The following is a 13,224-nucleotide window of genomic DNA, read 5'->3' on the forward strand; positions in this document are numbered from 1 at the left end:
CATAGGAAGCAAGCTTCCCATGTCCTCCCGTTCGACTTGCATGTGTTAAGCACGCCGCCAGCGTTCGTCCTGAGCCAGGATCAAACTCTCCATGATATGTGAAGAGCTGATTGCTCGTTCTTACTTATTATTGGTATTACCTGTTTTGAAATCTTATTGCTAAGACCTCGCACTCTGGCGTATTGTTTCGTATCACATTGTTCAGTTTTCAAAGGCCATGCCGTCTCGCGACGACTTGTATATCTTACCAGACTCGCCCGGGCTTGTCAAGCACTTTTTTGAAGTTCTTTTCAAGCGAACCGGCTATCCGGCCTGCCGCGGCGCCCTGCCGCAACAGCTTATTTAGTATATCCCCTTTTCGTCCTGTTGTCAATACGTTTTTCAAAAAAAGTATGCCGCCTCAATGCATTTTCTCATAACGCAATGGGAGGCGGCATGTATACTCAGTTTAAAAGGCCGGCAATTATTGTATCTCACCGCGTTCGACGGCTTCTTTCAGCGTATGCCATGCTAAGACGGCGCATTTGACGCGGGCCGGCATATTAGAAATATTTTTAAGAGCTATGGCGTCTTCCAATTCCTCCAGCTGGTCTTCATCGGTAATATTCCGCTTAATCATTTCCAAGAATAAATCGACTAGGCGGAGAGCTTCCTTTACCGATTTCCCCTTGATGATATCTATCATAATATCTGCCGACGCCTGGCTGATAGCGCAGCCGTGGCCGGTGTAGGCCGCATCGACGATGACGCCGTCCCGGATATTGGCTTGCAGCGTAATGTCGTCGCCGCAGCTCGGGTTATGGCCTCGTTCTTCCATCGTATAGATCTTCAGCAAGCGCTTGTTTTCCTGGTGCTGGTTATGTTCTAAAATAATATCAGAATATAACTCGTTCATTGCTTCCATATCGTCCGCCTCCTCAGTCCTTGTAGCCCATCTGCCTGCGCACTAAGGGCAGCGTTTCCAGGAAATAGTCTACTTCTTCTATCGTATTATAGATGTAGAAGCTGATGCGGTTCGACGCTTCCGCGCCGATATGAGCGCCGAAAGGCTGGGCGCAGTGATGGCCGGAACGGATAGCGATGCCGTAGCTGTCAAGAATTGTCGCCGCATCGTGGGGATGGACGCCGTCTATCATGAAGGCGATGACGCCGGTCTTTTCTTCCAGGTCCGTACTGCCGATAATGCGGATGTGCGGAATCTTCTTCATCCCCTCCAAAGCCCGGACGACTAAGGCATGTTCGTGTTCTTCAATAGCCTCCCAGCCCAAGCGTTCGAGATACTCAATGGCCGCATGGAGGGCCACGGCGCCTTCGACGTTTTCCGTGCCGGCTTCAAATTTAAAAGGCAATACGTTGAAGGTCGTCGTTTGTTCCTGTACATATTCGATCATGTCCCCGCCCAGCAGGAAAGGTTCCATGTCATTAAGAAGTTCTTTTTTGCCGTAGACGACGCCCGTACCGGCAGAGCCGAGCATCTTGTGTCCGGAAAAAACCATGAAATCACAGTCCAGCGCCTGTACGTCGACTTTCATATGCGGCACCGCCTGCGCGCCGTCATACACGACGACGGCTCCAACAGCGTGGGCTCGTTCAATGATTTTTTCAGCCGGCACCTTCATGCCCAACACATTGCTGACGCCGGCGAAGGCTACGATTTTAGCAGATGTATCAATCTTAGCCAAATCGTCTTCCGTAAAATGACCTGTTTCGTCGAGATACATATATACCAGCTCCGCGCCGGTCGCACGGCAGACCCGCTGCCATGTCACGAGGTTGGCATGGTGCTCTGAAATAGGGATGATAATTTTATCTCCCTTTTGCAAGTGCGTTTCGCCGTAACTCCGAGCGATGAGATTCATCCCTTCCGTCGCATTGCGTACGAAAATGACTTCTTCGCCGCTGCGGGCGTTGATGAACCGGCGCACGGCTTCCCGCGCCTGATCATAGGCTTCAGACGCTTCGACGCTGAGGATATGAGCGCCGCGATGGGGGTTGCCGTTATGGTTTTCTAAAAAATCGACGACGGCCTGAATGACCTGCCGCGGTTTCTGCGTCGTCGCCGCGTTGTCGAGATACACGAGCTGATGGCCGTTGTGCCGTTTCGTTAAAATGGGAAAATCATTGCGTACATTCAGCATAGCTATCACCTTTCTATCCTTGGGAATTCATCCGTTCTCGCACGGTTTGGAGCACCCGCTCCGCCAGCGCGCCGTCGCCTAAGGCGTCGACAACAGGACGGATATGGGACTCGACGATAATCGCCTGGGCGCCTTGATAGTCGAAGCCGCGGCTCATGAGATAAAACAGCGTGTCCTCGTCAATCTGCCCGGCGCTGGAAGCATGATTGCCGACGACGTCGTCCTCCTTGCACAGCAGTAGGGGCACGGAAATCGAATGGACTTTAGGACTCAGGAGAATGCACGTATCGGCTTCAGACCCGACGGCCTTTTTGCTTCCCCGCAGGAAATCGATAGTGCCGCGAAAAGCTTTTTTCGCTTCGTCCTGCAAAGCCCCCGCTATGGCGACGTCGGCTTTCGTCTTTTTGCCCTGCATGGGAATCCAGTAGGAAAAATCGACGATTTGCTTATCTTTGCCTAAATACAAGCTTTTGCTGTCAAAGGAGCTTTCATCGTACAGGAGATCCGTTTTGTAATATACGACGGCTTCCTTTGCCCCCAGCTCGGCGCTGACGTATTCGACGGAACTGCCTTCGGCAGTTTCGGCATACCGGTGCTCGATGTGGCGGACATTGCCTTCGTGAAGCTGTACCTTCACGATTTTGACATGAGCGCCTGCCTCTGCACGGATGTAATGCAGGAAGTTTACCTCGCCGCCAGCGGCGCCGCCTTCAAATACTAAATATACTGTTACGTCGCTGCCAGCTCCGGCCGTAATGCGAAGCTGCCGGTTCAACGTCGGATGGTCGTCGTTTACTTCATATACTAAGCGGGCCGTCCCCTTGGCTCCCGCTTCGGCTTCAATGGCGCATCCCTTATCGGCATGGCGCAGGGCCCGTTCCAGCGCTTCGGCATTGGCCCCTTGAAACTCTCCCAGGTCGGGCATGCCGTTTCCCTGATAAAAATATAGGGAAATGTCCCCTTCACGCTGATGCTGCGGCGTATATCTGCCCGATGGCCGTTCCGGCAGAGGTTCAAGCTCCAAGTTATTGACTTTTATTGTCCGAAATGTGGGCCGGGGAAGCTCATTATATAGTTGCATCACAGGTTTTGTCTTTACGTTCATGTATATCTCCCCTCCTTAGGTCAATGACCCTTTTAATTCGAGGTTAATCAGATTATTCATCTCTACGGCGTATTCCAGCGGAAGAGCTTTGGAAACAGGTTCTACGAAGCCCTTGACCAGCATCGCCCTAGCTTCATCTTCGCTGAGGCCGCGGCTCATGAGATAGAAAACGGCTTCGTCGGAAATGCGGCCGATAGATGCTTCATGGCCGAGATCGACGTTGTCGTTCTTGACGACAATGGCCGGAATCGTATCGGACTGCGACTGTTCATCCAGCATCAGCGATTCGCAGCTGACGTTGGCCTTCGCCCCCTCGGCGCGGGGATTGATGACGACGCTGCCGCGGTAAATGCAGACGCCGCCGTCCTTGCTGATGGACTTGGAATTGATATTGCTCGTCGTCTTCGGCGCGTTGTGGACTACCTTCGATCCCGTATCGAGATATTGCCCTTTGCCGGCAAAGGTAACACCTGTAAATTCACAGTGCGCTCCTTCTCCCTGCAGGATGCTCATGGGGTACAGGCAGGATGTATGGGAACCAAAAGACCCTGTCACCCAGTTGATCGTGCCGTTTCGGCCGACAATCGCCCGTTTTGTATTTAAGTTGTACATATTCTTCGACCAGTTTTCTATGGTCGAGTAGGTCAGCGACGCGTCGTCGCCGACAAACAATTCGACGCAGCCGGCGTGGAGATTGGCTACGTTGTATTTCGGCGCGGAACAGCCTTCAATGAAATGCACCTTCGCGCCGTTTTCCACAATAATCAGCGTATGCTCAAACTGGCCGGCTCCAGGCGCGTTCAAGCGAAAATAGCTCTGTAGCGGAATGGATACGTCTACGCCGGCCGGCACGTATACATAGGAGCCGCCGGACCAGACGGCGCCGTGGAGCGCAGCAAATTTATGGTCCGTCGGCGGCACGAGCTTCATGAAATGAGCCTGAATGATATCCCCGTATTCCCGCAGTGCCGTTTCAAAGTCCGTGTAGATGACGCCCTGCTGCACCAGCTCTTCCTGAATACTGTGGTATACGACTTCCGAATCGTACTGGGCTCCTACGCCGGCCAGGGACGTCTTTTCGGCCTCGGGAATCCCCAGTCGGTCGAAGGTGTCCTTGATGTCGTCGGGCACGTCATCCCAGCTGGCTTTCATCTGCGTATTGGGCCGGACATAGGTAACGATGTCGTCCATATGGAGTTCGCTGATATCGGGACCCCAAACAGGATATTCCAGATGGTGAAAAATATCCAGCGATTTCAAACGGAAATCGAGCATCCATTTCGGTTCCTTTTTTTCTGCCGAAATAGTCCGGACGATGTCTTCCGTCAAGCCGGCCTCGGTTTTATAGGAATAGGTAAAGTCCTTTTTAAAGTTATATATATTGCTGAAATCAGAAAACGCTTCGATCGTCCTGCGTTCGTCTTCCCGTTTCTGTTCCGCCGCATTGGCCATAGTAGTCATGACATGGTACCTGCCTTTCTCTTTATCTAAAGCTGTCGTATCCTTTTTCCTCGATGACCTGGATCAATTCCGGGCCGCCGGACTTGACGATTTTTCCGTCGATGAGGACATGAACCACGTCCGGCTGAAGGCCCTGCAAAATTTCGCTGTGATGCGTAATGACCATGAGAGCGTTCCCCTCGTCATGGTATTTCGCCACCGTCTGCGACACGACGCGGACGGCGTCGACATCGAGACCCGAGTCGATTTCATCCAGCATGGCCAGCTTCGGTTCCAGCATGCACATTTGAAGGATTTCCGTCTTCTTTCGTTCGCCGCCGGAAAATCCGTCGTTGACGTAGCGGGAAGCATAGGAGCTGTCCATTTTCAGTTCTTCCATCTGCGCTTTCAGCTTTTTACGGAAAGGCATGATGCGCTGCGTTTCGCCGCTTATCGTGCTCTTAGCGCTGCGGGTAAAGTTCTCCACAGAAATCCCCTGCACGGCAATGGGCGACTGGAAAGCCATGAAAATTCCCGCCTTAGCCCGTTCGTCTACGGGCATGCGCGTAATATCCTTTCCTTCGAAGAAAATGCTGCCGCCTGTAACGGTATACTTCGGATGCCCCATGACAGCGTTGAACAACGTCGATTTCCCTGCACCGTTCGTTCCCATAATGACGTGAACTTCGCCGGCACGGACGGTTAAATCCAATCCCTTTAAGATTTCCTTTCCTTCAACTTCTACTTTCAGCCCTTCTATGTTTAATAATTCTGCCATAATGCTTCACTCCTGCGCGTCTATAAATAATATACAATTACTCCAAATTAAAAGTACACCTTTACGATGCACTTTTGCTTACATCCATAGCATACTCCTGTTTTATCATAAAGTCAACAAAATTAGTAGACTTTTTTATATTTTATTTTCTACATCCACTTTCAAGATATGCTCCGTTCTTTCCGAATATAAAAACGCGCAGGAGAAATCGGCGTTCTTCCTGCGCGTCGCATACGGATATCCTATTATATGTCGTCTTTTTGTTTTTCTTTCATTCGCCTGCGAAGGTCGCTCTTCATCCACCACTGCATGACAAAGACAAAAGCCAGCAGCAAGAGCAGTCCGACCAATTCCGTCGTCGGCCCCTCTTTCGCAATCGCATACAGGAGATAGAGAAATACGACGAGCACCAAGCCTCGTTTCAGCTTATTCACAGGCGCCGCATCCTTCGCAGTCATCCCGGTCGTCGCCAAATAAGAGAACCTTTTGGCCGCGCATGGCTAATACGGCCTGGATGTACATGGCGCATTCAATGCGCTTCTTTTGAATCTTGCAGCTCAGGGCATACGGCGTTTTGATATCTCCACCGTATTTGATATTGTTGGCATGGCAGCCGCCGCTGCAGAAGAATTTCGCCCAGCAGTCGCAGCAAATCGGCTTGTTGAGAACGTGCATATCGCGGAACAAGGGCGGCAGCTTTGTATCCGTAACGCCGTCATATACATTGCCGATGACGTACTCGTCCTGGCCTACGAACTGGTGGCAGGGATATATGTCGCCGTTCGGTACGACGCACATGTACTCATGGCCGGCGCCGCAGCCTCGGAGGCGCTTGGCAATACAGGGCCCGCGGTACAAGTCCATGATGAAGTGGTAGTAGATAAAAGGGCGGCCTTCATCCATGCGCTGCAAATATAAATCTGTCAGGCGGTCGTATTCTTCATAAATGCGGGGCAAATCGTCTTCCGTAATGGCATAGGACAAATCGTCGCCTACGACAGGTTCCATAGACAGGCCTTCAAAGCCTAAATCGGCCATGTGTTCCACGTCTTTGGCAAAGTCCAGGTTGTATTTCGTATAAGTGCCGCGGACGTAGTATTCTTCACCGTCGCGGTGCTCCGCCGCGTAGACGAGATTTTTAGCGCACGAATCATAGGAGCCGCGGCCGCCGGCGTCGGGGCGCATGCGGTTGTGCACTTCCGGACGGCCGTCGAGGCTCAGGATCAGGCTGATATGATTTTCCGTCAGGTACTTGACCTTGGCCGGGTCCAGCAGCATGCCGTTCGTCGTCAGGGACAGCTTAAAGACTTTGTCGTGGATTTTTTCCTGCTCGCGGATGTATTCGATCGTCTGCTTGACGACGTCGAAATTCATGAGCGGTTCTCCGCCGAAAAAGTCGATTTCACAGTGCTGCCGCTTCCCTTCGGTACTGCGGATAAGCAGGTCGACGGCCCGTTTCGCGACGTCGAAGCTCATGAGCTCCCGCTTATGCGTGTCGTAGTCGCCCTGCGACGCGAAGCAATATTTACAGCGCAGGTTGCAGTCGTGGGCAATATTCAAGCACAGGGATTTTACAATAGGCTCTTCTTCGGCGACGACCTGGAAGTCTTCGGCCATAGGCGCAAAGAGCAACTCCTTTTCGATGAGCTCGTCCAGTTCGCCCAGCGTCTCCGCTATGTCTTCCCTGGCATACGCGCCGGCGAAAGCCTCGTATACGGCGTCCTTATTCGTTCCGTCGTATACGTCGAGAATGTCGTATGTCATCTTATCTATTACATTGATAATGCCGCTGTTGACGTCCAGTAGCATGTACGTGCCGTTTTGACAATACTTGTGAATCATCGGTTTTATCGTAGTCATTATTCCTCCATACAACAAGAATACCCTTTACCTGACGGTAAAGGGCGTCCTCATAAACAATGTTGATTATTTCGTGCAGACCTGATTGCCTACGGTGCAGGACGTTTTGCAAGCGGACTGACAAGAAGTCTGACATTCGCTGCAGCCAGCATGCTGCGTCGTTTTCTGAATCGATTCCGTATTAATCGTAATGATATGTTTTGCCATTATCTTTCACCTCACTGTCAAGACTGTTTTTATTGTATCACATCACTCGTAATTCGACAATATATTAAAGGAGCTTAACGCCTTTAAAGACGAAGTTTTTGCCCATAGAAACGACGATGGACCGTTCCTCAAAGACGTTGTGCGTATCGAAGAAGATATCAAAGCCGCCGTTATAAGTTACATATACAGAATTGATGCGCTGCAGGTAGCTGCATATTTCTTCTGCCGATACTTCGGGCTCTCCTTCAGCCCGCCATTTCTTATTTTTAAAATTAGCGATGAGGGGCGCGTGGGCCATAACGCGGGAGCGGTGCGCCAAAATCCATTCCCAGACAAATTCGCCATAGCGGCGAGCTTCTTCGTCCCGGCCTTCTTCCAGCCCTTCCAGCATGAATAAGACCGGCTTGCCTTCACACATGATTTCATCCATATAGCTGCCCTTTACGTATTTTAAATCCATATTGAATGAACCCTCCCCCATTATTAAAATGGCTGTAGCCTAAGCATGTTCTATCTTACCGAGTTTTAGCTTTTTTGTCAATTGACGAGGCAGGACACAGATCGGCCAGGAAGCAGTCGTCGCAGGCCGGCTTGCGGGCTTTGCATACGCGGCGGCCGTGCCAGATGAGCCAGTGATGGGCCCGGCTCCACCATTCTTCGGGAATGGCTTTCTGCAAGCCCTTTTCGACTTCCAGAGGCGTCTTCCCTTCAGCCAGCCGCAGGCGGTTGGACACGCGGAACACATGCGTGTCGACGGCGATGGCCGGCGTGTCGAATAAGATGCTGACCAGCACGTTCGCCGTCTTGCGCCCTACGCCGGGCAGCTTGACCAGTTCGTCGAAGGTCTGGGGCACTTCGCCGCCGTACTGTTCGCACAGGATAGCGCAGTTGGCCAAGATATTCTTAGCTTTGCTGTGATACAGGCCGCAGGTGCGTATTTTTTCTTCCAGCCCTTCCAGACCCAGGGTCAGCATCTTTTCCGGAGTGTTATATTCCGGAAACATGCCGGCCGTGACGATGTTTACCCGTTCGTCCGTGCACTGGGCCGATAAGATGACGGCTATCATGAGCTCAAAAGGCGTCGTATAATGCAAAGCCGGCTTCATGATGCCGTACTGATCCTGAAACAGCTGCAGCATTTCCTGCTTTACTTTCTTCGTAATTGCCATTTATGTTTCCTCCCTCGTCTCGATTCCTTCGTTTAAGCTTCCCATGGCATATCCGCCCAAATCGACGGTCACGTAAGTAAATCCGCAGCCGCGCAGGGCCTGGACGATTTCTTCTCCATGCTGCAGCACGGCTGGGATTTCATCTCGTCCCACTTCGATGCGGGCGACGTCTCCGTGATGGCGCACGCGCAATGCTCCCTTCACAAAGGGCGCAATATATGCCTCGGCCTGGTCGACCTGGCGCAGACGCCGGGGCGATAAGGGCACGCCGTAGGGAATCCGGCTGGCCAGGCAGGCCGCGCTCTGCTTGTTCCATGTCGGCAGGCCGAGCATTTTTGAAAGCGCCCGTATCTCTCCCTTCGTCAGCCCCGCTTCCACCATGGGACTGCGCACGACGGCGGACAATTCTTTCAGCGCCTTCATGCCGGGACGGTAATCGCCTAAATCGTCGACGTTGCTGCCGTCGGCGACCCACCGGTACTGGCGCTCCTTCGCCAAGGCCGCTAACGCAGTAAACCGTATTTTCTTGCAGATATAGCAGCGGTCCGGCTGATTTTTGACAAATTCCTCATTTTCAAATTCCTGCGACGGCATGACGACATGGGCGACTCCCATCTGCGCCGCCATCTGGCAGGCCGCGCGTTCCTCTCCTTCAGGCAAAGTCGGCGACACAGCCGTTACGGCCAAAACCTTATCGCCTAATACGTCCCAGGCGACATAGGTCAAAAAGGTGCTGTCTACGCCGCCGGAAAACCCGACGACGACACTGCCCATATCGGCGACGACAGAGCGCAGCCTTTCATATTTCGTTAAAAGTTCTTTGTTGGCCATGATATCGCTCCTTACTTCATATATTGCCTTTCAAAATTCACTGCAGCAGCCAGCATATCCTTCGGCAAATAGGAACAAGCCTTCTGCCACAGCCAATCGGGCACGCCGTAAAACGCCTCGGCAATGGAGCCGGCAATAGCCGCCTGCGTATCCGTATCGCCTCCTAGGGACACGGCATTGCCAATAGCGTCCTGCAGACTATCGCTTTCCAAAAACGCTTCAATCGCTTCCGGCACGCTGTCCGCTGTCCGGCAGGTAAAGGCATATCCAGGCCGTATTTCATCGAGAGATGCCGTCAAGGGATAAAAATACTTCCTCATATAAGCGCGGATATCGTCTTTACTGCTCCCGGTGCGGGCTAAATATATGGCGGACGCCACGGCAACGGCTCCCTGAATGGCTTCGGGATGGTCGTGAGTGACGAGGGCCGTAATTTCCGCCAGGGCCTGCGCCTCGTCCAACGAACGGCCGACCCAGGCGGCAGGCGCTACGCGCATGGCCGCGCCGTTGCCATAACTTCCGTACGGCGCGCTGTCGTCCGACGAAAACCAGCAGGCAAACTGCCGGCCAAATCCGGCGTTTGGGTATCGGCGGCACCAGTATTTCAGCTGCCGCCGCAGCGGCCCGATATACCCGCAGCGCGATTCCTTTCCTTCAGCTAAGGCCGCCGCGACGGCCACAGTCGTCACCGTATCGTCCGTAAACCGCGAGCCCTCGGCAAACCAGACGAAATCCTTTGTCTTAACCGGACTTGCGCAAAATTCATAAGGCGAACCGACAATATCGCCCAAAATCGTCCCTTTCATTCGTCCACCTTCTTATTTCAAATACAAGAAACGCATATATGATGTATTATATCATAGTACGCAAGAGTCCGCCTATGCAAAAAAACACTGCACATCCCGTTTGCCGGAATATGCAGTGTCCTATTCATGCTGCTTAAAAGAAATGCAGCGATTCTTCTTTCAAAACCTTTTCCCGCAATGCCGAAACCTTAGCGCTGCGCTGTACCCACATTTCTTCCGGGTTGACGAGGCGCTGGTATTCAGGCCACAGGCTGTCCATCTGTTCGTCCGCATAGGCGATGATATCCGACAAGGACGGCAGGTCATAGACCAGCTTTCCTTTCAGGAAAATCGGCTGGAGCATCGTCTTGACTTCAAAGGAATTGGCCGGAATCAGCCGCGACCGCCACGGCGCTTTGTCGCTGGTCAAATGCAGGTCCTGCGTCGGATCGATCGTTTCTCCTTCCAACGCAATGATGTCCGCTTTCATCTTTCCCGTCTTTTTATCGTAAATGCGCAGGACATTTTTGATCCCTGGATTCGAAATTTTTTCGGCGTTGTCGCTCATCTTGATTTTCGGCACGAAGACATCGCCGTCGTATTGGCCGACGAGCTTGAATACGCCGCCCAGGGACGGGCTGCCCTTCGCCGTAATCAGATTGGTGCCGACGCCCCACGAATTGATAGCGCAGCCCTGAATCTTCAATTCGGAAATAAGCGTTTCATCCAGGTCGTTCGACGCGGCGATCACGGCGTCGCCGAAACCGGCTTCCTCAAACATCCGGCGGGCTTCCTTCGACAAGTAGGCCAAGTCGCCGCTGTCCAAGCGGATGCCGTAAGACTTAGGCAGCGTGCCTGCTTCCTTCATTTCCTGGAAAACCGTAATGGCGTCGGGCACGCCCTGCTTGAGAGTATTGTACGTATCGACCAGCAGGATGAGGTTGTTCGGATACTGCCGGGCGTAGGCGCGGAACGCTTCCAGTTCCGTCGGAAAGCTCATAACCCAGCTGTGAGCCATCGTCCCCAGAATAGGGATGTGGAACAATGCGCCGGCCAGCACGTTGCTCGTGCCGTTGAAGCCGCCGATCATTGCCGAACGGGCGCCGTACACGCCGGCCGATTCTCCCTGTGCCCGGCGCAGGCCGAATTCCATCAGCGCGTCTTTGCCGGCGACGGTACGGACGCGGCGGGCCTTCGTAGCGATGAGGCTTTCATGGTTCATGATCATGGACATGCACGTTTCTAAGAGCAGGCATTCGTCTTTTTTGGCATGAACGCGCAGGAGTACTTCCTGCGGAAAAGCCACGGTGCCTTCCGGCATGGCGTAGATGTCACCGGTAAAAGACCAAGTCCGCAGATATTCGAGAAATTCATCGCAGAAAATCCCCGTCTGTTTCAAGTAGTCTATGTCGTCATCGCTGAAATGGATGCGGGAAACATAGTCGATCAAGTGTTCCAATCCGGCGACGACAGTATAGCCGCCGTTGAACGGATTGCTCCGGTAATACCGGTCAAACACGCAGTACTGCTCGTGTTTGCCTTCTAAAAACAGCCCCTGCATCATCGTCAGCTGATACAGGTCCGTCAGCAATGCATTAGTATACAATACACTCGCCTCCAAATTAATTCTACGTATATTATACATCATATGAATGAATAGGAGCAATGAAATTTTGCCATTCCGTTGCCCGGCCAGTTCTGCCGGCGCTGCGGCGGCCCCTGTATTCGCCGCAGGTTTCATGGTATAATAAATTCGTTCTGCATATTTTTATACGAAAGGAGCATCAGCACGTGAAATATCGACTTATGCTTTTACTCACAGCCCTCGTCTGGGGCTGCGCCTTCGTAGCCCAGCGCACGGGCATGGAAACGATCGGCCCCTTCGCCTTCAACGGGCTCCGGTTCTGGCTGGGCGCGCTGTCCCTTTTTCCCGTACTGTATATGAACCGCCGCAAGGACAAGGAAACCTACGCGGCTCCGCCTAAGGGGCTGACCCTCGTGACGGCCAGCGCGATTCTGGGATTTTTCCTGTTTTCCGGCTCTTCCCTTCAGCAGGTTGGACTCATTTATACTACGGCCGGCAAAGCGGGATTTATCACGTCCCTGTATATCGTAGCCGTCCCCCTGATCGGCCTCTTGATGAAAAATACACTGCGCCTGGCCCATATCCTCGGCTGCCTCATTGCCGTATCGGGACTGTATCTGCTGGCTTTTCACGGCGGCGGCGATGCCGTCAACTTCGGCGACCTGCTGAATCTCATCGGCGTCGTCTTCTGGTCCCTGCACATTTTATTCATCGACCGGTTCGTACCGTATTTTTCCGGCATCAAGCTGGCTGTCGGCCAATTTATCGCCTGCGGCTGCTACAACTTTATCGCTATGCCCTTTTACGGAGAAACGCTGACCCTCGCCATGGTCGTCGCCTCGGCGGTACCCATCCTCTACTGCGGCATTTTATCCAGCGGCGTCGGCTATACCCTGCAAATCGTCGCCCAGCGCAAGGTCCCGCCGACGGAGGCATCGCTCCTCTGCAGTTTCGAAATGATTTTCGGCGCGTTGGCCGGCGTGCTTCTGCTCGGCGAATGGATGAGCATGCGCGAGTTCATGGGCTGCGTCCTCATGACCATCGGCATCTTCTCCGCGCAAATCCCCAGCCGGGCGATTCTGCAGTTCAGAAAAAATCTATCCTATTAATAAAAAGCTGTCATGATGCAGAACCTCTCTGAACTGACCCCCAAAAGTTAGACCAAAAATCTAACGATGGGAGGTCAGTTTTTTTATGGCGGCGAATTTACAATACAAGTGCAACACCTATAAAAAATGACACATAGGTTTCTGATATAATAATGCTACCAAACAAAATCTATATCTCGGAGGAAACCTATGTGCCACTATCATCATCTTACTCTAT

General features: G+C 52.6%; 14 protein-coding genes and 1 rRNA gene. 1 reads left to right on the plus strand and 14 read right to left on the minus strand.

Annotation, left to right across the window (positions count from 1 at the left end; genetic code table 11):
- The 14 genes from CJ260_RS12080 to CJ260_RS12145 all read right to left on the minus strand — a co-directional run.
- A 16S ribosomal RNA gene (locus CJ260_RS12080) occupies nucleotides 1–96 on the minus strand; the annotation flags it as partial.
- Nucleotides 97–463: 367 nt separating this feature from the next.
- Complete coding sequence (sufU, locus tag CJ260_RS12085) at nucleotides 464–904, minus strand: Fe-S cluster assembly sulfur transfer protein SufU (protein WP_095630381.1); 441 nt, start codon at nucleotides 902–904, stop codon at nucleotides 464–466.
- A gap of 13 nt (nucleotides 905–917) precedes the next feature.
- A complete protein-coding gene (locus tag CJ260_RS12090; protein ID WP_095630382.1) occupies nucleotides 918–2,138 on the minus strand; it encodes a SufS family cysteine desulfurase in 1,221 nt (406 codons plus the stop codon).
- Nucleotides 2,139–2,151: 13 nt separating this feature from the next.
- Nucleotides 2,152–3,162: a SufD family Fe-S cluster assembly protein gene (locus CJ260_RS12095; protein WP_233127993.1), complete on the minus strand. Its 1,011-nt coding sequence runs from the start codon at nucleotides 3,160–3,162 to the stop codon at nucleotides 2,152–2,154.
- Nucleotides 3,163–3,258: 96 nt separating this feature from the next.
- The gene (gene sufB / locus CJ260_RS12100) at nucleotides 3,259–4,695 is read right to left on the minus strand and encodes a Fe-S cluster assembly protein SufB (RefSeq protein ID WP_095630384.1); all 1,437 of its coding nucleotides are present in this window, start codon (nucleotides 4,693–4,695) and stop codon (nucleotides 3,259–3,261) included.
- 31 nt (nucleotides 4,696–4,726) lie between these two features.
- Nucleotides 4,727–5,461, minus strand: a complete 735-nt coding sequence (gene sufC, locus CJ260_RS12105) for a Fe-S cluster assembly ATPase SufC (RefSeq protein ID WP_095630385.1) — start codon at nucleotides 5,459–5,461, stop codon at nucleotides 4,727–4,729.
- Nucleotides 5,462–5,706: 245 nt separating this feature from the next.
- Entirely contained in the window at nucleotides 5,707–5,895 is a 189-nt protein-coding gene (locus CJ260_RS12110) for a hypothetical protein (RefSeq protein WP_087476975.1), read from the minus strand.
- Nucleotides 5,888–7,321 carry a thioether cross-link-forming SCIFF peptide maturase gene (gene scfB, locus CJ260_RS12115; protein WP_095630386.1) on the minus strand — a complete coding sequence of 478 codons (1,434 nt, stop codon included), beginning with the start codon at nucleotides 7,319–7,321 and terminating at the stop codon, nucleotides 5,888–5,890. Before scfB ends, CJ260_RS12110 begins: the two co-directional genes overlap by 8 nt.
- A 66-nt stretch (nucleotides 7,322–7,387) precedes the next feature.
- Entirely contained in the window at nucleotides 7,388–7,528 is a 141-nt protein-coding gene (scfA, locus tag CJ260_RS12120) for a six-cysteine ranthipeptide SCIFF (protein ID WP_087476973.1), read from the minus strand.
- A gap of 64 nt (nucleotides 7,529–7,592) precedes the next feature.
- Entirely contained in the window at nucleotides 7,593–7,988 is a 396-nt protein-coding gene (locus CJ260_RS12125; RefSeq protein WP_095630387.1) for a hypothetical protein, read from the minus strand.
- Nucleotides 7,989–8,043: 55 nt separating this feature from the next.
- A complete protein-coding gene (gene nth / locus CJ260_RS12130) occupies nucleotides 8,044–8,697 on the minus strand; it encodes an endonuclease III (RefSeq protein WP_095630388.1) in 654 nt (217 codons plus the stop codon).
- On the minus strand, nucleotides 8,698–9,528 hold the full coding sequence (gene larE, locus CJ260_RS12135) for an ATP-dependent sacrificial sulfur transferase LarE (RefSeq protein ID WP_095630389.1): 831 nt from the start codon (nucleotides 9,526–9,528) through the stop codon (nucleotides 8,698–8,700).
- An 11-nt stretch (nucleotides 9,529–9,539) separates the two neighbouring features.
- Nucleotides 9,540–10,334, minus strand: coding sequence for an ADP-ribosylglycohydrolase family protein (locus CJ260_RS12140; RefSeq protein ID WP_095630390.1), 795 nt, complete (start codon nucleotides 10,332–10,334; stop codon nucleotides 9,540–9,542).
- Nucleotides 10,335–10,467: 133 nt separating this feature from the next.
- Entirely contained in the window at nucleotides 10,468–11,919 is a 1,452-nt protein-coding gene (locus tag CJ260_RS12145) for a nicotinate phosphoribosyltransferase (protein WP_095630391.1), read from the minus strand.
- Between the two features lie 185 nt (nucleotides 11,920–12,104).
- On the opposite strand from CJ260_RS12145, the gene CJ260_RS12150 reads away from it, so the two are divergent.
- Nucleotides 12,105–13,007 carry a DMT family transporter gene (locus CJ260_RS12150; RefSeq protein WP_095630392.1) on the plus strand — a complete coding sequence of 301 codons (903 nt, stop codon included), beginning with the start codon at nucleotides 12,105–12,107 and terminating at the stop codon, nucleotides 13,005–13,007.
- Nucleotides 13,008–13,224 lie beyond the last annotated feature (217 nt).

The sequence above is a fragment of the Megasphaera sp. ASD88 genome, assembly GCF_002287425.1.
GTDB lineage: Bacteria > Bacillota > Negativicutes > Veillonellales > Megasphaeraceae > Megasphaera > Megasphaera stantonii.